Source organism: Simplicispira piscis (genome assembly GCF_054783455.1).
In genome coordinates this window covers 303,894-322,212 of sequence record NZ_BAAGQN010000015.1, presented here as the reverse complement: position 1 = coordinate 322,212, position 18,319 = coordinate 303,894, and the positions used below count along the sequence as shown (strand labels likewise).

Here is an 18,319-nt window from a genome sequence, read left to right as displayed (position 1 = left end):
GATGGTTTTTTATCTCAAACCATTGTCAATCAAGCGCAACTAGCTATCAAAATTGATTTCTGTAAATTCTTCCCCATCCACCTTGCGACCTGCTTCCTGGACCCCCGCCATCCGCATGGGCCTGTCCATTGCCACCGCCACAGGGCTTTACGGCGTCTCCTTCGGCGCCCTGGCCGTGGCGGCGGGCCTGACCGTCGGCCAGGCCATGGCGCTCAGCCTGCTCATGTTCACGGGCGGCTCGCAGTTCGCCTTTATTGGCGTCATCGCGGGCGGCGGCGTGCCGTCTGCCGCGCTGGGCGCTGCGGCCTTGCTCGGCGTGCGCAACGCCGTCTACGGGATGCAGATGAACCACATGCTGCAACCCCAGGGCTGGCGCAAATGGCTGGCCGCCCAGGTCACCATCGACGAATCCACCGCCACCGCCGCAGGCCAGACCACGCCGGATGAGCAGCGCCGCGGTTTCTGGGTCGCGGGCCTGGGCATCTTCGTGCTCTGGAATGTGTTCACCTTCGTCGGCGCCTGGCTGGGCGACGCCCTGGGCGACCCGCGCCGCTGGGGGCTGGATGGCGCGGCCGTCGCCGCCTTCCTCGGCCTGCTCTGGCCGCGCCTGCGCCAGCGCGAGCCCGTGGCGCTGGCGGTGTTGAGTGGCGTGGTCACGGCGCTCGCTCTGCCCTTGCTGCCGCCTGGCTTGCCCATCCTTGTCGCTGCTGCGGTCGGCGCGGCCTGGGGCTGGTGGGTGCCCGAGGCTGCGCCGGTGGTCTCTGGCGCGGCAGAGGGGACCGCACCATGACCCTCTGGTTCGCCATCCTGGTCGGTGCTGCCGTTACCTACCTCACCAAACTCTCGGGCTACGCCGTGCCGGCCCGCTGGCTGGGCAACCCCCGGATGACGCGCGTGGCTGGGGCCATCACGGTGGCGCTGCTGTCGGCACTGACGGTGATGAACACCTTTGCTGCGGGCACCGCGCTGGTGCTGGATGCGCGGCTAGCGGCACTCGCGGCTGCGGCGCTTGCGTTGTGGTTGCGTTGGCCGTTTTTGCTGGTGGTGGTGCTGGGGGCGGGTGCCGCCGCAGTGGTGCGGCTGTGGGGGTGATACCCAGGCGCGTGGCGGGTACTGGCGCATCGATGGCGTAATGGCCGCTGCTGCTGCAAGAAAATTTCTGGATGACCCCTGGGTAATGCCCTTCTCCGGTGAAACCCAGGGTGCTGCACTTTGCTTTTGACCCCATTTTTTTGATGCCCACGCGCCCCTCCCATCAACCCTCACCGTGGACGATTGTCATCACCGGTCTTGTCTCTCTTGCCATCGCGATGGGGATTGGGCGGTTTGCTTTCACGCCGCTCATGCCGCTGATGCTGCGCGATGCAAGCCTGGACGCAGTCACCGGAACCGAATGGGCGGCCGCCAACTATTTCGGCTATCTGGCGGGGGCGTTGACGGCGCCGTGGTTTGCGCGGGCGCCGCAAAGCGGTATCCGGGTCGGGCTGATCGGTGTGGCACTGACGACGGCGTGCATGGCCTGGGCGCATGCCTCTGTCCCTTGGCTGGGCGTGGTTTTGCGCGGCAGTGCCGGCGTCTTCAGTGCCTGGGTGCTGGTGTGCGCAAGCAGTTGGTGCCTGCTCGAACTGGCCCGCAGAGAGACCACCTCTTTGGGTGGCTGGATGTACACCGGTGTGGGCTTGGGGATTGCGCTGACCGGTGCCATGGCCTGGCTCGGCGGACATCAGCCTGCCCGGTGGCTGTGGATCGAGCTGGCAGCCATGGCGGCTGCGGGGGCTGTTTATGTGCTGCGCAGTCTTGCCGTGCAAGCGGCCGCTTTTGCGCCGCAGCGCGCCCACACCAGTGTCCATCGGGGGCCTGGGCCGCCATCGGGTGCGGGCAATTGGGGGCTGGTTGTTTGCTACGCTGTGTTTGGGTTTGGCTACATCATCCCCGCCACGTACTTGCCAACCATGGCAAGGCAACTTGTTTCTGACCCCTTGATCTTTGGTCTGACCTGGCCCCTTTTTGGTGCGGCGGCGGCCCTGTCGGTGGCTTTGGCGTCTCGCTGGCTGTCCGCCTGGCCCCGCAGAAAAGTCTGGGCTGCGGCCCAGGCTGTCATGGCGGTGGGTACTTTGCTTCCACTGTGCCAAAACGCCTTGTGGACGTTGACGGCTTCGGCTGTGTTGGTCGGCGGCACTTTCATGGTCGCCACCATGGCGGGTCTCCAGTGGGCGCGGCAGCGGATGCCATCGAACCCGACGCCCCTGTTGGCACGCATGACCGCAGGTTTTGCCGTTGGTCAGATCGCTGGCCCGCTCCTGGTGCGATTTTTTGGGAACGCACCCGTTGCCGGGTGGGATGCGTTGACTTGGGCCAGCGCCATCGCGACGGTACTCTTGGCCGCCAGTGCCTTGTGGCTGTGGCGTGGTGGTCTTTCTTCGCGTTGATCAGCCGGTCTTCAGGGGCTGCTGTGGCGGCTGCGACCGCAGAGGTCGCTGACAGCGTTAAAGTGCCCCATAACGTCCTGGGGCGTTGCGTGCTTCAGGCACGAATTCACCAAAGGTAACCAGCCGCCATGACCATCCATACATCTGTTCGCACCAACGCATCCTTTCCTATCGGTTTCGCGCCCCTTGAAGGAACGCCGCGAGACTGCGAAGACTGCGGCAAAGGTGCGCGGCTGGACTTTGGCTTTGAATATGCCTACCAGCCCATTGTGGATCTTGAGCGCCGCACGATCTACGCGCACGAGGCCTTGGTGCGCGGACCGCAAGGGCAGGGAGCCGCCACGGTGCTGGCACAGGTCAACGACGACAACCGCTACCGGTTTGACCAGGCTTGCCGGGTCAAGGCGATCAAGGGCGCCAGTGCGCTGGGCATGACCGAACGCTTGTCGATCAATTTCCTGCCCAATGCCATTTACAAGCCCGAGCTGTGCATCCGCACGACGCTGGAAGCTGCCCGCACGCACCATTTCCCGCTGGAACACATCATCTTCGAGGTGACGGAGGGCGAGAGGGTCGAAGACGGCCCCTGGTTTGCCGAGATCCTGCGCGAGTACAAGCGCTGCGGTTTCAAGACCGCCATCGATGATTTTGGCGCCGGTTACGCAGGCCTGTCCCTGCTGGCCGACTTTCAGCCCGACCTCATCAAGTTGGATATGGGCCTGGTGCGCAATGTGGATGCCGACCGATCCCGCCGCACCATCGTGCGCAGCCTGGTGCGGATGTGCGAAGAAATGAACATACAGGTGATTGCCGAGGGCGTTGAAACGCTTGCCGAGCGTGATGCCCTGCGCGACGCCGGAATCCACCTGATGCAGGGTTACTTCTTTGCCCGGCCTGCTTTTCAAGCCGTGGCGTCTGTGGAGTCGGTGGTGTTTGCGTAGATTGAAGGCTGCAGGCAAGCCCTGCGCGCAGGGTGTGAGCAAGTCGGAACGCTGGTTGTTGCTGCCCAGGGTGCGCATTCCCAAAAAATCACCGCAGTACCACTCTCGCAAAGGGGCGCGCGAATCCGGGGGGCGCGGTCACTGCCGGACTCGTTGGGGGTTTTTCGGAAACGCCGGGCAGACGATAGCCGCCTGATCGACAATGAAAGTTGCCGCGTGGCGGCGAGCCGCATCCCCGTGGTGAGATGCCTCCCACGATACCGGCCGCCAGACCGCCAAGACAGCGGCGTAACCCCACCGAGAGTCCTCCATGCACCCATCCATCCCCTCTACCGCCCTGCAATTGCGCTCGCTCGTGCAGGCCGACGGCCGCTTGCAGATCAGCCTGGAACCAACGCCCGTTCCCGTTCCGGGTGCTGACGAGGTGTTGATCCAGATGCAGGCGACACCGATCAACCCGTCAGACATGGGCCTGCTTTTCGGGCCCGCCGATCTCTCCACCGTGCAGGTTGCCGGTAGTGCCCAGCGGCCGGTGGTCACCGCCCGCATCCCCGAACGTGCCATGCCCGGCCTGGCCGCGCGCCTGGGCCACAGCATGCCGGTAGGCAATGAGGGCGCTGGCCTGGTGGTGGCTGCCGGTGCCTCTGCGGCAGCCCAGGCGCTTCTTGGCCGCACGGTGGCCGTCATTGGCGGCGCCATGTATGCGCAGTACCGGGCCATGCCCGCCGAACAGTGCCTGCCGTTGCCGGCGGGCACCACGGCAGCGCAAGGGGCATCGTGCTTTGTCAACCCGCTGACCGCCCTGGGCATGGTCGAGACGATGAAGCGAGAAGGTCATACGGCGCTGGTGCACACCGCTGCGGCCAGCAACCTCGGCCAAATGCTCAACAAAGTCTGCCAGAAAGATGGGATTGGTCTGGTCAACATCGTTCGCAAGCCCGAGCAGGCGGCGGTGCTGCGCGAGATCGGCGCCCCATATGTGTGCGACAGCAGTGCGCCGGGGTTCATGGCCGATCTGACCGACGCGCTGGCGGCCACCGGCGCCACGATGGCGTTCGACGCCACAGGCGGCGGCACGCTGGCCGGGCAGATCCTGCAATGCATGGAAAGCGCCATCAATCGCACCGCCAAGGAATACAGCCGTTATGGCTCGGCAGTGCACAAGCAGGTCTATCTGTATGGCCACCTGGACACCCGCCCCACAGAAATCCAGCGCACCTTCGGCATGGCCTGGGGTGTGGGTGGCTGGTTGCTGTTTCCTTTCCTGGAAAAAATCGGGGGCGCAGCGTCACAGGCGCTGCGCGACCGTGTGGTCGCCGAGCTGAAGACCACGTTTGCCAGCCACTACGCACGCACCGTATCGCTGGCCGGCGCATTGAGCGCTGACGCCATCGCCTTCTATGGCCCGCGCAACACGGGCGCCAAGGTGCTGATCGATCCGTCGATGTGATGGAGTGACGGCCAGCCGGGCGCGTTGGATACAGGCGGCCCCCGGCCGTTACCTTTTATCTATTTCTCTCGCCTGCACCGCGTGGACTTCGCCACAATGCACAGGGCATTGCCCCAGGCGAACGGCGTGCGCACCGCCTTGCACGGCCATCCACCCCGCAGGAGACGACCCACATGCACATCCTCTGGACCTACCTGCGCCCCCACAGCAAGCTGGCGTTGCTGGCGCTGCTGCTGGCGGCCGTCAGCCAGGTGCTGGCGCTGGTGGACCCGATCATTTTTGGCAAGATCATTGACGGCTATGCCGTGCACCCGGCAGGCAAAAGCGACGACGAACTGATCTCGGGCGTGCTGCGCCTGCTGGGTCTGGCGGTGGGGGTGGCGGTGCTCTCGCGCCTGGCCAAAACGCTGCAGGAATATGTCACGCGGCTGGTGGTGCAAAAGCTGGGCACGCAAATTTTTAACGATGGGCTGCGCCAGGTGATGCGCCTGAAGTTCCAGGAATTTGCCGAAATGCGCAGCGGTGAAACGCTTTCGCTGCTGCAAAAGGTGCGGCAAGACAGCGAGCGTTTCATCAACGCCTTCATCAACACCGTGTTCGCCGCTTTCGTGGGTGTGGGCTTTCTGATCTGGTATGCGGTGACGCGGCACTGGGCGCTGGTGCCGGTGTTTTTGATCGGCGTGCTGGTGCTGGGCGGGCTCACGGGCTTGCTCAGCCGCGAAATCAAGAGTCAGCAGCGCTCCATCGTGCGCGAGACCAACCGCAGCTCTGGCTTCATCACCGAGTCGCTGCGCAACATCGAGCTGATCAAAAGCCTGGGGCTGACGTTTCCGGAGATTCGGCGGCTGCAGGCGCAAACGCAGAAGATTTTTGCGCTGGAGATGCAGAAGGTCAAACGCATCCGCCTGCTGTCCTTTTTGCAAGGCACTACGCTGAGCCTGCTCAAGCTCGCCATCCTGTTCGCACTGCTGTGGCTGATTTTCAAGGACGTGCTGAGCACCGGCGAGCTGATCGCCATGCAGTTCATCTCGGTCGCCATCTTTGCGCCGCTGCAAGAGCTGGGCAACATCATTTTGGCCTGGCGCGAGGCCGAGGCGTCGCTGCTCAACTTTGAAGCGCTGATGAAAAAGCCGGTGGAGCGCCGCCCCAAGGACTCGGTGCACATTGGGCCGGTGCGCCAGGTGCGTTTCAGCAACGTGGTCTTCAAGCACCAGGGCGCTCCGGACAATGCGCTCGATGGGGTGAGTTTTAGCGCAGAGCTGGGTGATACGGTGGCCTTTGTCGGGCCGTCGGGCTCGGGCAAATCCACGCTGGTCAAACTGCTGGTGGGGTTGTATACGCCGGGCAGTGGCGCCATTTTCTACAACGGCACTTCCACCGCCCAACTGCGCTACAACGAGGTGCGCCGCCAGATCGGTTTTGTGACGCAGGAGACGCACCTTTTTGCCGGCACCCTGCGCGAGAACATGCAGGTGGTGAAAGCCGACGCCAGCGACGCTGAAATCGTCGCCGCCATGCAGCAGGCGGCTTGCGCCCACCTGCTGGCCAAAGCGCCCGAGGGACTGGACACGCCGATTGGCGAGATGGGCGTGCGCCTGTCAGGCGGCGAAAAGCAACGGCTGTCGATTGCCCGCGCGCTGTTGCGCCAGCCGCCGTTGCTGATCTTTGACGAGGCCACGTCGGCGCTGGATTCGTTGACGGAGGAGCAGATCACCGACACCGTGCGGCGCCTGTCCACCGAGAGCACGCGCATCACCATTCTCATTGCGCACCGGCTCTCGACCATCCTGCATGCGCAGACCATTTTTGTGCTGGAAAAAGGCCGCATCGTGGAGTCGGGCAGCCACACCGCACTGCTGGAGCAGCGTGGCCTGTACTACGCCATGTGGCGCCAGCAGATTGGCGAGCGCCCGGCGCCGTGGGCTCCTGAGCCGCCAGCGCCGGAAGGGCCCAATGACGACCCAATCCTGCTGCTGTAGTCGGCGGCAGCGCCGTTGCAGTGGCGCTGTCGTGGACGGTGAAAAAAAGAACAGAATCTGATCGTTCGTGCCGACGCGACCCACCCAGACAGCGCAGGGCGCAGTTTTTTTCCAACCACGCGGGCTCTGTAAGACAGTGAATCCGGATACCGTCCTCTTCCATGAATCTGTTCTCACCGATTGGGGCCGCGCTGGGCATGGGGTGTTGGAGCCGCATCGGGCTTCGTGGCGGCGATCGTCGCGTTCGCTTACCACCGTTTTTCGGTCCGCGCTGCAGGGCTGTTGCGACAGCGGTTTGCGCAGAAATACCAGGTAAAATCGGGCTCTGGCGCTTACTGCATAAGCGCTAGCAGCTATTTATTTTGAGTATTTTATCGATTCCCTTGCGGTAGGCTGGCACGGAAGTCGTGGCCGCTGGGGTGCTGGTACAGGCGCAGGCCAAACTCCGGCAGCACCGCCAGCAGGTGGTCAAAGATGTCGCCCTGGATGCCTTCGTACACCGCCCACTTGGTGGTGGCGGTGAAGCAGTACACCTCCAGTGGCACGCCCTCGGCGGTGGGCTCCAGGGTGCGCACCATCAGCGTCATGTCCTGGTGGATGTCGGGATGGGCCTGCAGGTAGGCGAGTACGTAAGCGCGAAAGGTGCCGATGTTGGTCAGATGGCGTTGGTTGGCCGTTAGCTCGACGCGCTCGCCCAGCGCTGCACGCGCGGCAGCGTTGGTTTGCTCGACAGCAGTGCGCTTGGCCTGCATGTAGTCCTGCAGCAGCGCAAAGTTGGAGAAGTAGGCCATCTGCTCGGCATCGAGAAAGCGCACCGAGTTCACGTCGATTCGCAGGGTGCGCTTGATGCGCCGCCCCCCCGATTCGCTCATGCCGCGCCAGTTGCGGTAGCTCTCGCTCATCAGCCGCCAGGTGGGGATGGTGGTGATGGTTTTGTCCCAGTTCTGCACCTTCACGGTGTGCAGCGCAATGTCGATCACGTCGCCGTCGGCGCCCACCTGCGGCATCTCGATCCAGTCGCCGATGCGCAGCATGTCGTTGGACGACAGTTGCACGCCCGCAGTGAACGAGAGGATGGTGTCCTTGAACACCAGCATCAGCACGGCAGACATGGCGCCCAGGCCCGAGAGCACGATCAGGGGAGAGCGGTCCAGCAGCAGGGCCACAGAAACAATGGCGCCGGCCAGAATCAGCATGAGTTTGCCCAACTGCACATAGCTCTTGATCGAGCGCACCTTGTGCGCTGAAGCCTGGTCGCCTTTCTCGCGGCTGTATTTCTCTTGTAGCGACAGCAGGGCATCGAGCATGGCCATCAGCGCGGCCACGATCTGGATGGCGATGAACGCCAGCGCGATGTTGCTCAGTACGGTCGCAAATCTGGCGTTCAGGTGCGGCACATACACCACTCCAGCGCTCACCACGAGCCAGGGCAGCAGCCGTGCCAGGCGATGGAGGACGCCTTCGTGCAGCAGTATTTCCATCGGCCATGCCCCCGCGTGCAAGCGCAGGCGCTGCAGGCTGGGCGCAATTACCCAGAGCGCCAGCAACCGCGCCGCGACAGCCGCCAACAGCAACAGGGCAAGGCCCAGGGCGGCCTGCATCTGGGGTTCAAGGCTGGCGAAAAAAGTGAAGGGAGCGAGGCTGATCATTGGTATGTGGCTGCAATTGCAATGCGTTGGTGCCCAGAACGTGGTGGTTGCAGCTTACTGTGTCTGCCATTGGGAGCGGCGCACGCGCGCACGGGTGGCAACTGCAGGTACCGAAGCCAACACCGCGCCGCACGGTGGTGTGCCCCGCATTCCCCAAGTCGCCAGAGGTGCTTCCGAAGGGGCGGCAAGGTATTTACGGCAGGGCACCGTACACTTTTCGATTCGTTGGCGGCACTGCACCAGCCACCCCTGATTTGTCCACGGAGTCCTCGCACATGACCAATCCATCCCCCTACACACCGCCCGCTGTCTGGCAATGGAACAAGGAGAACGGCGGAAAGTTCGCCAGCATCAACCGGCCCATCTCGGGCGCCACGCATGACAAGGAACTGCCGGTGGGCAAGCACCCGCTGCAGCTGTACTCGCTGGCCACGCCCAACGGCGTCAAAGTCACGGTGATGCTTGAAGAGCTGCTGGCGCTGGGCCACAGCGGGGCCGAGTACGACGCCTGGCTGATTCGCATCCATGAAGGTGCGCAGTTTGGCAGCGGTTTTGTGGCGGTGAACCCCAACTCCAAGATTCCGGCGCTGCTGGACCGCAGTGATGCCGCTCATCCCATCCGGGTTTTCGAGTCTGGCGCCATATTGATGCACCTGGCCGAGAAGTTCGGCGTTTTTTTGCCCCAGGAGCCTGCCCAGCGGGCCGAGTGCCTGTCGTGGCTGTTCTGGCAGATGGGCAGCGGGCCCTTTCTGGGCGGTGGATTTGGGCACTTTTATGCCTATGCGCCGGAGAAGTTCGAATACCCCATTGACCGTTTCGCCATGGAAGTGAAGCGCCAAATGGATGTGCTGGACAAGCGCCTCGCGCAGCACGAATACATCGCAGGCAGCGACTACACCGTGGCCGACATGGCCATCTGGCCCTGGTACGGCGCGCTGGCCAAGGGGCAGCTGTACGAGGCGGGCGAGTTCTTGCAGGTGCACGAATACACCCATGTGCTGCGCTGGGCCAACCAGATCGCCAAGCGCCCCGCGGTGCAGCGTGGCCGCAAGGTGAACCGTGTGTTTGGCGACCCCGCCAGCCAGTTGCACGAGCGGCACGACGCCAGCGACTTTGACACCCAAACCCAAGACAAGCTGGCCCCAGCGGCTTGAGCCCTGCCTTGCAGAAGGAGACCTTGCCATGATCACCCTGTACGACTGCGCCACGGCGCCCAGCCCGCGCCGGGCGCGCATTTTTCTCGCTGAAAAAGGCGTACCGCACGACACCATTGCCATCGACCTGCGCACCGGCGAGCAGTTGGGCGATGCCTACCGCCAGATCAACCCGCAGTGCACCGTGCCCGCGCTGCGTACCGACGAAGGCCTGCTGCTGGCCGACAACGCGGGCATTGCCGCCTACCTGGAGGCGCGCTATCCCGAGCCGCCCTTGCTGGGCACCACGCCCGAGGAAAAAGCCGAGGTCGCCAGCTGGAACTGGCGCATGGAGTTCGAAGGCCTGCTGGCGATTGCCGAGGCGCTGCGCAACAGCGCACCCGCCATGGCCAACCGCGCGCTGCCAGGCGTGGTGAACTATCCGCAGATTCCCGCGCTGGCAGAGCGTGGGTTGGCGCGGGTGGATCAGTTTTTTGACCTGCTGAACGTGCGCCTGGCGGGCCGCGAGTTTGTGGCGACGGATCGGTTCAGTGTGGCCGACATTACCGCCGTGGTGGCCGTGGACTTCGCCCGCATTGTCAAGCGCAAGCCGGGCGATCAGCACCCTGAGTTGCTGCGCTGGCGCGCAGCGATGGCCCTGCGTCCGTCGATGGCGCTGTAGCGGTTGCCATGGCCGCGCTGAAAACCCTGCTGATCGTTTACCACTCGTTGACCGGGGGCACGTGGCAGATGGCAGAGGCAGCACGCGATGGTGCCGCAGCCGAGGGCGGCGTGCTGGTGCGTCTGCTGCCTGCCACCGATGCGGGTCCCGCCGATGTGCTGGCGGCAGATGGGTATCTGTTTGCCACCCCTGAAAACCTGGCGGCCATCAGCGGGCTGATGAAGGATTTCTTTGACCGCAGCTACTACCCGGTGCAGGGCCGGGTGAATGGCCGCCCTTACGCCAGCATGGTGTGCGCAGGCAGCGATGGCAGCAGCGCGGCGCGGCAGATGGCGCGTATTGCCACGGGTTGGCGGCTCAAGGCGGTGGCCGAGCCGCTCATCATTTGCACCCACGCCCAGACACCTGAGGCGATTTTGGCGCCCAAACAAATCAGCAGCGAAGATCGGGAGCACTGCCGGGCACTGGGTGAGGCCTTGGCCGCAGGGCTGGCGCTGGGGGTGTTTTAGTTGCTATTTGTTTTCTAGCTGCTAGCGCTTTGTCAGTAACCGCTAGAGGCCGATTTGACTTGAATTTTGTAGCAGTGTGCCCGCCTGCCATCAGCGCCAGGCGGTAGCCACCAGTTGGCTGTAATGCACGCCGGGCCGCCCCAGCAACTGCTCAAACACGGCCGGGTTGCCCACGTTGTCGCTGCCCAGCATGACCAGGGTTTCGCTGCACCAGGGCGAGGCGGGCACGGCGTCGCCCAGGCGGGCGCTGATATTTGTCAGCAGTTGAGGCAGGCGCAGCACCATGGCGGGGCTGTGACCGAGCTGCTGGCGCAGGCTGGCGATGAAGGCGCCCATGGTGAGCGCCTCAGGTCCGGTGCATTCGATGACGCCTGTCTGCTCCAGGGCCGGACCGAGCAGGGCGACCACGCCTGCGGCAAGGTCGTGCACGGAGACGGGTTGCACCCGCGCATCGAGCACCGGGCCGGGGAACAGTGCCACGGGCAGGCGTGCCAAGTTCATGAACAGCGCGCTGCTGTCGCCGCCTTTGCCATACACCACGCTGGGCCGCAGGATGGCGGGGCGCAGCGCGCCCTGTGCGGCCAACGCCTGCAAGTGTGTCTCGGCGGCCCGTTTGGTCTTCGCGTAGCGGGTGTCGCTGCCGTCAATGCCCAGTGCCGAAATCTGCACCACGCGCTGCACCCCCGCCTGGGCGCAGGCGCCAAACAGGGCGATGGGCGTATCGCGGTGCACGGCGTCGATGGGTCTCGCGCGGGTGTCGCGCAGCACACCCACGGCGTTGACCACGGCGTCGATGCCCTGTAACCGTGGCAACCAGGCAGCGGCCGTGGTGTCGCGCGCAAAATCCATGGGCACCAGGCCGTGCTGGGCGCCAGCGCTGCGTGGCGAGGCGCCGCCGTGCACGGTGTGGCCTGCAGCCTCCAGGGAGGCTTGCAGTGTGTGGCCAATGAAGCCGGTGGAGCCCGTGAGCAAAATGCGCATGGTGGGGTCTGACAAAGACAGCGTTGGTGCCAACGATACGACGGTTTGCGCTGCAGCGCCGGGCAGGGCTCTCCGCTACCCGTGGCAAAGCGCGGTCTTGCCGTGCACGCCAGCGCAAAGGTCTTGCAGGGCCTAGACTTGAACGCCCCCTTTTCAGGAGAACCCCATGCCGCTTGAAGAAATTTGCTCTGAGGTCCATGCGCTGCTGCCCGGACGCAGTACCGAGGCCGGTGCCAGCCGCCGCACGGTGCTGCAATCTGCGGCGGGCCTGGGTTATGCTGCTGCCGCAGCACCGCTGATGGCGCAGACCGCCATTTCCACCCCAGCCGACGGGCTCGATACCGGGCGCATCCACTACACGGTGGACGGGTTCCAGGTGCCCGCCTACCGTGCGGCGCCTGCAGGCAAAACCGGGTTGCCCGTGGTGCTGGTGGTGCACGAGATTTTTGGCGTGCACGAATACATTGCCGACGTGTGCCGTCGCCTGGCCCGGGCGGGCTACATGGCCATTGCCCCCGAACTCTATGCCCGCCAGGGCGATGCCACCCAGTACGGCGAAATCACCAAGCTCATGTCTGAATTGGTCGCCAAGGTGCCCGATGCCCAGGTCATGGCCGACCTGGACGGTGCGCTGGCCTGGGCCGGACAGCATGGCGGCGACACCGCGCGCGCTGCCGTCACCGGGTTTTGCTGGGGCGGACGCATCACTTGGCTGTATGCCGCACACGGCCCGGTGAAGGCCGGCGTCGCCTGGTATGGCCGCCTGGTGGGCAGTGCCAGCGCACTGACACCCCAGCAGCCCATCGACATCACACCCATCCTCAAGGCCCCGGTGCTGGGGTTGTATGGCGGGCAAGATGGCGGTATCCCTCTTGACACGGTTGATAAGATGAAAGCTGCCTTGGCGCAGGGTTCTGCCCCAGCCAAGGCGTCCGAGTTTGTGGTCTACCCTGATGCGCCCCATGCCTTCCAAGCCGACTACCGCCCCAGCTACCGCCAGGGGCCGGCCGAGGATGGCTGGAAGCGGGCGCTGGCCTGGTTCAAGGCGAACGGCGTTGGTTAATGGAGGCCGTGACTGGTACTTGGGCGTGAGGTAATGCCTGCGCAGTGACAGATGCTACGCCAGCGCAGCCCTGGCCCAGGCTGCAATGACACAGCCGCCCCGCCACGGCAGGGCGGCTTTTTTGGTGTTGAGGGGAGCGCAGTGGCGGGTTGCGTCAGGGTATTGAGTTTTAATGAAAAAGGCCAATAGGCCATACAGGGTAAGCGCATATAGCTATGACATTAATAGCAATCATTTTGGCCACTTTGGCGTCGGGCATTGGCAGCGTGTGGCTGGCCGCGTGGCTCTTGCGCGCTGGCCTGGGGGGGGTCTCGGGGGGTGTCGGGCCGCAGCATCTTTTGAGCCTGGCCGCGGGCGCCTTGTTGGCTACGGCCTTCATGCACTTGTTGCCGGAGGCGTTTGAAAGCCAGGCCGGCGCACAAGACCTGTTTGCCACCTTGTTGGTCGGCGTGGTGTTCTTTTTCATGCTGGAAAAGGCCGAGCTCTGGCACCACGGTCACGAGCATGGCGAGGCGCAGTCTGCCCATGACCACGGGCACGCCCATGGGCACAGCCATGCGCACCATCACCACCCTGCGGGCGGTCCGCGTGTGGGCGGCTGGACGGTGCTGACCGGCGACAGCGTGCACTGCTTTGGCGACGGCGTGCTGATTGCCTCGGCCTTTGTTGCCGACATGCGCCTGGGGCTGATCGCTGCCGTGTCGGTGCTCGCGCACGAGGTGCCGCACCACATGGGCGACCTGGTGGTGCTGTTGCAAAGCAGCGCCAACCGCCGCGTGGCGCTGCTCAAGGTGTCGCTGGCCGGCGCGGTGACGGCGCTGGGCGGTCTGGCCGGCTATTTTTTGCTGGAGCGGCTGCACGACTGGCTGCCATACTTTCTGGTGGTGGCATCCAGCAGTTTTGTCTATGTGGCTTTGGCCGACCTGATTCCGCAACTGCAAAAGCGCTTGTCAGCGCGGGAAACTGCCCTGCAAATTGCCATGTTGCTGATTGGCATGGGCGTTGTGACCCTGGTCAGCAGCCTGGTGCACGGTGGCCACTGACGGACCCCATCGGCACCCCTGTCTGCCCCTGCACTGAGATCAGCGCCCGATGGCAAACACCGCCGGTGTGTGTTTGTCGGGCCCGCCAGGTTTGTGGCGCCATTGCTGCACGCTTTGGCTGCGCGTGGCGCTTTCCGCCAGCGTCAGGCCGCTGCTGACCGATAGGCGTGTGCCTGGCTGCAGGGTGTGCAGCAGGGCTTGCAGCAGGGCGGCATTGCGGTAGGGCGTTTCGATGAACAATTGCGTCTGCCCGGTTTTGAGGGCCAGCGTTTCCAGGGCCCGTATGCGCTGGGCGCGTTCGTTAGCGTCCTGCGGCAGATAGCCCACAAAAGCAAAGTTCTGCCCGCTCAGGCCGCTTGCGGCCAATGCCAGTAGCAGCGACACCGGTCCCACCAAGGGCGCCACGGTGATGCCCAGCTCGTGCGCGGCGCGCACTACGGAGCTGCCGGGGTCGGCCACAGCGGGCATGCCCGCTTCGCTCACCAGGCCCATGTCGTGCCCGTCCAGCGCGGCGGCCAGCAGCGGGCGTGCGTCGAAAACGGCCGAGCCTTTGCCGCCATGGTCGCCTTTTTTGTGCACTTCGCGCGGCAATTCGGTGATGGCCTGCTCTTGCAGCGGCAGGACCAGCGGGTACAGGGCATCCACACGCTTCAAATAGGCGCGTGCGCTTTTGGCGTTTTCGCAAATCCAGTGCGTCAGCCGTGCGGCGGTGGCCAGCGTAGCGTTGGGCAGGCTGTCCTGCAGCGGCGTTTGGGTGTCGCAGCCAAAGTCGAGCGGTGCAGGCACCAAGTACAGGGTGCCGAACTTGTTGTCTGTGGGTGCGGTCATGGCAACACCAGTCCAGCGGCGCGCAGCATGCGGCAGGTGCGGATCAGCGGCAGGCCCACCAAGGCGGTGGGGTCATCGCTGGCAATGGCGTCGAGCAGGCTGATGCCCAAGCCCTCGCTCTTGGCGCTACCAGCGCAATCGTAGGGCTGCTCGGCGTGCAGGTAGCGTTCGATTTCGCCATCGTTCAGCGGACGAAAGCGCACTTCGACGGCCGCCAGTTCGACCTGTTCGAAGCCTGTGGCCTGGCACACCACCGCTACAGCGGTCTGGAAAACGACGGTCTGTGCGCTCATCTGGCGCAGTTGCTGCGTGGCCCGTTCGTGCGTGCCGGGCTTGCCCAGCGCGTGCCCGGCCAGGTCTGCCACCTGGTCGGAGCCAATCACCACGGCCTCGGGGTGCTGCGCGGCCACAGCACGGGCCTTGGCCAAGGCCAGGCGCAAGGCCAGCGCCTGCGGGGCCTCGCCCGGTTGAGGGGTTTCGTCGACGTCGGGAGCGGCCACGGTGAAAGGCAGGCGCAGGCGTTGCAGTAATTCGCGCCGGTAGGGAGAAGTTGAGCCCAAAACCAGGGCTCTGGGGGCAGGGGGGGATTGATGCATGGGCCGATTCTCTTACACTGCACCCATGACCAAGGAACATTCCCCCGACCGGCTGGACGTCAAGGCATTCGTGCAGGCGGGCGCCCGCTTGTCAGGGCACGATTCCTTGTTGAAATATGAGCGCCTGGCCCAGGAGGCCAAAGGCCTGCACCCCGACCTGCGCGTGGACTGGGAAGCGGTGGGCGAGTTGCGCCCTGAGCTCGGCACGGAGAGTGGACAGATGTGGATGCACCTGCAGGTGCAGGCCACGTTTCCCATGCAGTGCCAACGCTGCATGGGGCCGGTGGATGTGCCGCTGCAGGTGGATCAGTGGTTCCGTTTCGTGGCCGACGAGGCCACCGCCGAAGCGCTGGATGATGAGGTTGAGGAAGATTTGCTGGCGATCAGCCGTGAATTCGACTTGCACGAGTTGATCGAAGACGAACTGCTCATGACGCTGCCCGTGGTGCCGCGCCACGAAGAATGCCCCACCGACGTGCCCATGCAGTCGAGTGACGATGATTTTGAGGCCGCCGAAGCCGAACGCCCCAATCCCTTTGCAGCGCTGGCAAGCATGCGCGTTGGAAAGTCAGATAAATAAGACTATAATTGAGGGCTTCGCGCGAATCCCCTCGTGTCTTTTAATGGGCTGATCGCGTTTTTACCAACCCTTATTCAAGACCAGGAGCCGACCATGGCCGTTCAGCAAAACAAGAAATCTCCTTCCAAGCGCGGCATGCACCGCTCGCACAACGCCCTGAATGTGCCCGGCATCGCTGTTGAGCCCACCACTGGCGAAATCCATCTGCGCCACCACATCAGTCCTAACGGTTTCTACCGTGGCCGTCAGGTGCTGAAGAACAAATCCGAAGCCTGATTCGCCCCAGCGGCGCATCCCTAAGGGCCCGTAGCTACCGTCTCGTAGCACGGGCCTTTGTTTTGGGTGCTCACTTTGTATCCACAGGCCGCGCAGTCGGCCAGAATTCCATTCCATGATCACATTGGCTGTTGACTGCATGGGCGGCGACCATGGCCCCCATGTCACTCTGGCGGCATGCCGTCATTTTCTGGAGAGCCACCCCGACGCGCGTCTGCTGATGGTGGGCCTGCCCGAAGCCTTGCAAGGCTTCTCTCATGAGCGCGCGACCTTGGTTCCAGCCAGCGAGGTGGTGGCCATGGACGACCCCCTCGAAGTGGCCTTGCGGCGCAAAAAGGATTCTTCCATGCGCGTGGCCATCCAGCAGGTCAAGGACGGCGCTGCTGCGGCTGCCGTGTCGGCGGGCAATACCGGTGCCTTGATGGCCATAGCCCGCTACGTGCTCAAGACGCTCGACGGCATCGACCGTCCGGCCATCGCCTACCCGCTGCCCAACATGCTTGGCGGTGCGACCACGGTGCTGGACCTGGGTGCCAATGTGGATTGCAACGAACGCCACCTGCTGGAGTTTGCCGTGATGGGCTCTGCGCTGGACTCGGTGCTCAAGGGCAAGGAGCAGCCGACGGTCGGTTTGCTCAACATCGGTGCAGAGGCCATTAAAGGCAGCGAAGTCATTAAAAAAGCAGGGGAACTGCTGCGTTCTGCTGCTAATTCCGGTAATTTGAACTTTGTGGGCAATGTCGAGGGCAACGACATTTACAAGGGAACGACCGATATCGTTGTGTGCGACGGCTTTGTTGGTAACGTTGCGCTCAAGACCAGCGAAGGCTTGGCCACTATGGTGGGTGCTTTCCTCAAGCAAGAGTTTTCACGCAACGTTTTTACAAAAATGGCAGCGATCGTCGCGTATCCAGTGTTATCTGCGTTCAAAAAGCGCGTAGATTACCGCCGGTACAATGGTGCGGCGTTGCTGGGCCTGCGCGGCCTGGTGTTCAAGAGCCACGGCTCGGCCGACGAGATGGCTTTTGAGCAGGCTTTGATCCGGGCGTATGATGCAGCCCGCAACAACCTTCTGGACCGCGTGCGCCTTCGCATTGCCAGTGCAGCCCCGTTTCTGCTGCCTGCTGATGCTCTTGTGGGGGGCGCCACGCCGCCAGCACCACATTAATGAAACGCTACTCCCGTATTACCGGCACTGGCAGTCATCTGCCACCACGCCGGGTGACCAATGCCGATTTAGTGACCGATCTCGCTGCACGGGGTATTGAAACCTCGGATGAATGGATTGTGTCGCGCACGGGAATCCGGGCACGCCACTTCGCCGCGCCCGATGTAGCCTGCAGCGACATGGCCCTGGACGCGGCCCGCCATGCCTTGGAGGCGGCAGGGCTGGAGGCTAGTGACATTGACCTGATCATCGTCGCTACCTCCACGCCGGACATGGTGTTTCCGTCCACCGCCTGCATCCTGCAGAACAAGCTGGGCGCCGCAGGTTGCCCCGCTTTTGACGTGCAGGCTGTGTGCAGCGGCTTTGTTTATGCATTGACGGTGGCTGACGCCATGATCCGCGCGGGCACCGCGCAGCGAGCCCTGGTCGTGGGCTCCGAGATTTTCAGTCGTTTGCTGGACTTCAATGACCGCACCACCTGCGTGCTGTTTGGTGATGGTGCAGGCGCCGTGGTGCTGGAGGCGTCTGACACCCCGGGCATTCTTTCGTCTGACCTGCACGCCGATGGCCGCCATGTCGGCATCTTGTGCGTGCCTGGCCATGTGTCGGGCGGTCAGGTGAGTGGCCTGCCGTTGCTCACCATGGATGGCCCGGCGGTGTTCAAGCTGGCTGTAGGGGTGCTGGAAAGCGCCGCCCGCGCCGCGCTCGACAAGGCGGGGCTGACCGAGGCCGATATCGACTGGCTGGTGCCCCACCAAGCCAACATCCGCATCATGCAGGGCACGGCGCGCAAGCTCAAGTTGCCCATGGACAAGATGGTGGTCACAGTGGACCAGCATGGAAATACCTCGGCGGCGTCGATCCCGCTGGCGCTGGACCATGCGGTGCGCTCGGGCCAGGTAAAGCAGGGCGAGACCGTGCTGCTCGAAGGCGTGGGCGGCGGGTTCACCTGGGGTGCAGTGCTCCTGAAAATGTAGCTGTTAGCGCTTTACTGGTAAGCGCTACAGCCATA

The 18,319-nt window shown here is 63.9% G+C and carries 19 protein-coding genes; 15 read left to right on the top strand and 4 right to left on the bottom strand.

The window, feature by feature from the left end:
• Positions 1–82: 82 nt before the first annotated feature.
• The 6 genes from ACYVOC_RS11245 to ACYVOC_RS11220 all read left to right on the top strand — a co-directional run bounded on the left by ACYVOC_RS11245 (position 83) and on the right by ACYVOC_RS11220 (position 6,799).
• Entirely contained in the window at positions 83–790 is a 708-nt protein-coding gene (locus ACYVOC_RS11245) for an AzlC family ABC transporter permease (protein WP_461161855.1), read from the top strand.
• On the top strand, positions 787–1,092 hold the full coding sequence (locus ACYVOC_RS11240) for an AzlD domain-containing protein (protein ID WP_116004478.1): 306 nt from the start codon (positions 787–789) through the stop codon (positions 1,090–1,092). Before ACYVOC_RS11245 ends, ACYVOC_RS11240 begins: the two co-directional genes overlap by 4 nt.
• 143 nt (positions 1,093–1,235) lie before the next feature.
• Positions 1,236–2,429, top strand: coding sequence for a YbfB/YjiJ family MFS transporter (locus ACYVOC_RS11235; RefSeq protein ID WP_461161854.1), 1,194 nt, complete (start codon positions 1,236–1,238; stop codon positions 2,427–2,429).
• 128 nt (positions 2,430–2,557) lie between these two features.
• Entirely contained in the window at positions 2,558–3,370 is an 813-nt protein-coding gene (locus ACYVOC_RS11230) for an EAL domain-containing protein (RefSeq protein WP_461161853.1), read from the top strand.
• Positions 3,371–3,680: 310 nt separating this feature from the next.
• Complete coding sequence (locus ACYVOC_RS11225; RefSeq protein WP_461161852.1) at positions 3,681–4,820, top strand: zinc-binding dehydrogenase; 1,140 nt, start codon at positions 3,681–3,683, stop codon at positions 4,818–4,820.
• 173 nt (positions 4,821–4,993) lie between these two features.
• On the top strand, positions 4,994–6,799 hold the full coding sequence (locus ACYVOC_RS11220; protein ID WP_461161851.1) for an ABC transporter ATP-binding protein: 1,806 nt from the start codon (positions 4,994–4,996) through the stop codon (positions 6,797–6,799).
• Between the two features lie 371 nt (positions 6,800–7,170).
• On the opposite strand, the gene ACYVOC_RS11215 is transcribed toward ACYVOC_RS11220, so the two are convergent.
• Complete coding sequence (locus ACYVOC_RS11215) at positions 7,171–8,448, bottom strand: mechanosensitive ion channel family protein (RefSeq protein ID WP_461161850.1); 1,278 nt, start codon at positions 8,446–8,448, stop codon at positions 7,171–7,173.
• A gap of 275 nt (positions 8,449–8,723) precedes the next feature.
• Here ACYVOC_RS11215 and yghU point away from each other — a divergent pair, with 275 nt between their 5' ends.
• The 3 genes from yghU to ACYVOC_RS11200 are packed head-to-tail and all read left to right on the top strand — an operon-like array spanning position 8,724 to position 10,772.
• Positions 8,724–9,602 (top strand): glutathione-dependent disulfide-bond oxidoreductase, encoded by an 879-nt coding sequence (gene yghU / locus ACYVOC_RS11210; RefSeq protein WP_116004472.1) that lies wholly within the window; start codon positions 8,724–8,726, stop codon positions 9,600–9,602.
• A 28-nt stretch (positions 9,603–9,630) separates the two neighbouring features.
• Positions 9,631–10,263 carry a glutathione S-transferase family protein gene (locus ACYVOC_RS11205; RefSeq protein WP_461161849.1) on the top strand — a complete coding sequence of 211 codons (633 nt, stop codon included), beginning with the start codon at positions 9,631–9,633 and terminating at the stop codon, positions 10,261–10,263.
• An 8-nt stretch (positions 10,264–10,271) separates the two neighbouring features.
• On the top strand, positions 10,272–10,772 hold the full coding sequence (locus ACYVOC_RS11200; RefSeq protein WP_461161848.1) for a flavodoxin family protein: 501 nt from the start codon (positions 10,272–10,274) through the stop codon (positions 10,770–10,772).
• 90 nt (positions 10,773–10,862) lie between these two features.
• On the opposite strand, the gene ACYVOC_RS11195 is transcribed toward ACYVOC_RS11200, so the two are convergent.
• On the bottom strand, positions 10,863–11,753 hold the full coding sequence (locus ACYVOC_RS11195) for an NAD-dependent epimerase/dehydratase family protein (protein ID WP_461161847.1): 891 nt from the start codon (positions 11,751–11,753) through the stop codon (positions 10,863–10,865).
• Between the two features lie 166 nt (positions 11,754–11,919).
• Between ACYVOC_RS11195 and ACYVOC_RS11190 the strand changes: the two genes are divergently transcribed.
• Positions 11,920–12,816: a dienelactone hydrolase family protein gene (locus tag ACYVOC_RS11190; RefSeq protein WP_116004468.1), complete on the top strand. Its 897-nt coding sequence runs from the start codon at positions 11,920–11,922 to the stop codon at positions 12,814–12,816.
• A gap of 215 nt (positions 12,817–13,031) precedes the next feature.
• Positions 13,032–13,859 (top strand): ZIP family metal transporter, encoded by an 828-nt coding sequence (locus ACYVOC_RS11185; RefSeq protein WP_116004467.1) that lies wholly within the window; start codon positions 13,032–13,034, stop codon positions 13,857–13,859.
• Positions 13,860–13,898: 39 nt separating this feature from the next.
• Here the strand turns inward: ACYVOC_RS11185 and ACYVOC_RS11180 are convergent, their stop codons facing one another.
• On the bottom strand, positions 13,899–14,687 hold the full coding sequence (locus tag ACYVOC_RS11180; RefSeq protein ID WP_461161846.1) for an SAM-dependent methyltransferase: 789 nt from the start codon (positions 14,685–14,687) through the stop codon (positions 13,899–13,901).
• A complete protein-coding gene (locus ACYVOC_RS11175; protein ID WP_461161845.1) occupies positions 14,684–15,283 on the bottom strand; it encodes a Maf family nucleotide pyrophosphatase in 600 nt (199 codons plus the stop codon). Before ACYVOC_RS11175 ends, ACYVOC_RS11180 begins: the two co-directional genes overlap by 4 nt.
• A 25-nt stretch (positions 15,284–15,308) precedes the next feature.
• On the opposite strand from ACYVOC_RS11175, the gene ACYVOC_RS11170 reads away from it, so the two are divergent.
• From ACYVOC_RS11170 to ACYVOC_RS11155, 4 genes are all read left to right on the top strand, one after another.
• Entirely contained in the window at positions 15,309–15,863 is a 555-nt protein-coding gene (locus ACYVOC_RS11170) for a YceD family protein (RefSeq protein WP_116004464.1), read from the top strand.
• Between the two features lie 93 nt (positions 15,864–15,956).
• Positions 15,957–16,139, top strand: coding sequence for a 50S ribosomal protein L32 (gene rpmF / locus ACYVOC_RS11165; RefSeq protein WP_019575026.1), 183 nt, complete (start codon positions 15,957–15,959; stop codon positions 16,137–16,139).
• Positions 16,140–16,254: 115 nt separating this feature from the next.
• The gene (gene plsX / locus ACYVOC_RS11160; RefSeq protein WP_116004463.1) at positions 16,255–17,307 is read left to right on the top strand and encodes a phosphate acyltransferase PlsX; all 1,053 of its coding nucleotides are present in this window, start codon (positions 16,255–16,257) and stop codon (positions 17,305–17,307) included.
• Positions 17,307–18,284, top strand: coding sequence for a beta-ketoacyl-ACP synthase III (locus tag ACYVOC_RS11155; protein WP_461161844.1), 978 nt, complete (start codon positions 17,307–17,309; stop codon positions 18,282–18,284). The genes plsX and ACYVOC_RS11155 overlap by 1 nt, the downstream gene beginning before the upstream one ends.
• Positions 18,285–18,319: the final 35 nt, after the last annotated feature.

What these genes read in the sequence shown, in the direction of transcription:
- ACYVOC_RS11240 (WP_116004478.1), top strand. Translation starts at nt 787, where the DNA reads ATGACCCTCTGGTTCGCCATCCTGGTCGGTGCTGCCGTTACCTACCTC.
- yghU (WP_116004472.1), top strand. Translation starts at nt 8,724, where the DNA reads ATGACCAATCCATCCCCCTACACACCGCCCGCTGTCTGGCAATGGAAC.
- ACYVOC_RS11185 (WP_116004467.1), top strand. Translation starts at nt 13,032, where the DNA reads ATGACATTAATAGCAATCATTTTGGCCACTTTGGCGTCGGGCATTGGC.
- plsX (WP_116004463.1), top strand. Translation starts at nt 16,255, where the DNA reads ATGATCACATTGGCTGTTGACTGCATGGGCGGCGACCATGGCCCCCAT.
- ACYVOC_RS11190 (WP_116004468.1), top strand. Translation starts at nt 11,920, where the DNA reads ATGCCGCTTGAAGAAATTTGCTCTGAGGTCCATGCGCTGCTGCCCGGA.
- ACYVOC_RS11215 (WP_461161850.1), bottom strand. Translation starts at nt 8,448, where the DNA reads ATGATCAGCCTCGCTCCCTTCACTTTTTTCGCCAGCCTTGAACCCCAG.
- ACYVOC_RS11170 (WP_116004464.1), top strand. Translation starts at nt 15,309, where the DNA reads ATGACCAAGGAACATTCCCCCGACCGGCTGGACGTCAAGGCATTCGTG.
- ACYVOC_RS11200 (WP_461161848.1), top strand. Translation starts at nt 10,272, where the DNA reads ATGGCCGCGCTGAAAACCCTGCTGATCGTTTACCACTCGTTGACCGGG.
- ACYVOC_RS11155 (WP_461161844.1), top strand. Translation starts at nt 17,307, where the DNA reads ATGAAACGCTACTCCCGTATTACCGGCACTGGCAGTCATCTGCCACCA.
- ACYVOC_RS11225 (WP_461161852.1), top strand. Translation starts at nt 3,681, where the DNA reads ATGCACCCATCCATCCCCTCTACCGCCCTGCAATTGCGCTCGCTCGTG.
- rpmF (WP_019575026.1), top strand. Translation starts at nt 15,957, where the DNA reads ATGGCCGTTCAGCAAAACAAGAAATCTCCTTCCAAGCGCGGCATGCAC.
- ACYVOC_RS11235 (WP_461161854.1), top strand. Translation starts at nt 1,236, where the DNA reads ATGCCCACGCGCCCCTCCCATCAACCCTCACCGTGGACGATTGTCATC.
- ACYVOC_RS11195 (WP_461161847.1), bottom strand. Translation starts at nt 11,753, where the DNA reads ATGCGCATTTTGCTCACGGGCTCCACCGGCTTCATTGGCCACACACTG.
- ACYVOC_RS11220 (WP_461161851.1), top strand. Translation starts at nt 4,994, where the DNA reads ATGCACATCCTCTGGACCTACCTGCGCCCCCACAGCAAGCTGGCGTTG.
- ACYVOC_RS11230 (WP_461161853.1), top strand. Translation starts at nt 2,558, where the DNA reads ATGACCATCCATACATCTGTTCGCACCAACGCATCCTTTCCTATCGGT.
- ACYVOC_RS11205 (WP_461161849.1), top strand. Translation starts at nt 9,631, where the DNA reads ATGATCACCCTGTACGACTGCGCCACGGCGCCCAGCCCGCGCCGGGCG.
- ACYVOC_RS11180 (WP_461161846.1), bottom strand. Translation starts at nt 14,687, where the DNA reads ATGACCGCACCCACAGACAACAAGTTCGGCACCCTGTACTTGGTGCCT.
- ACYVOC_RS11175 (WP_461161845.1), bottom strand. Translation starts at nt 15,283, where the DNA reads ATGCATCAATCCCCCCCTGCCCCCAGAGCCCTGGTTTTGGGCTCAACT.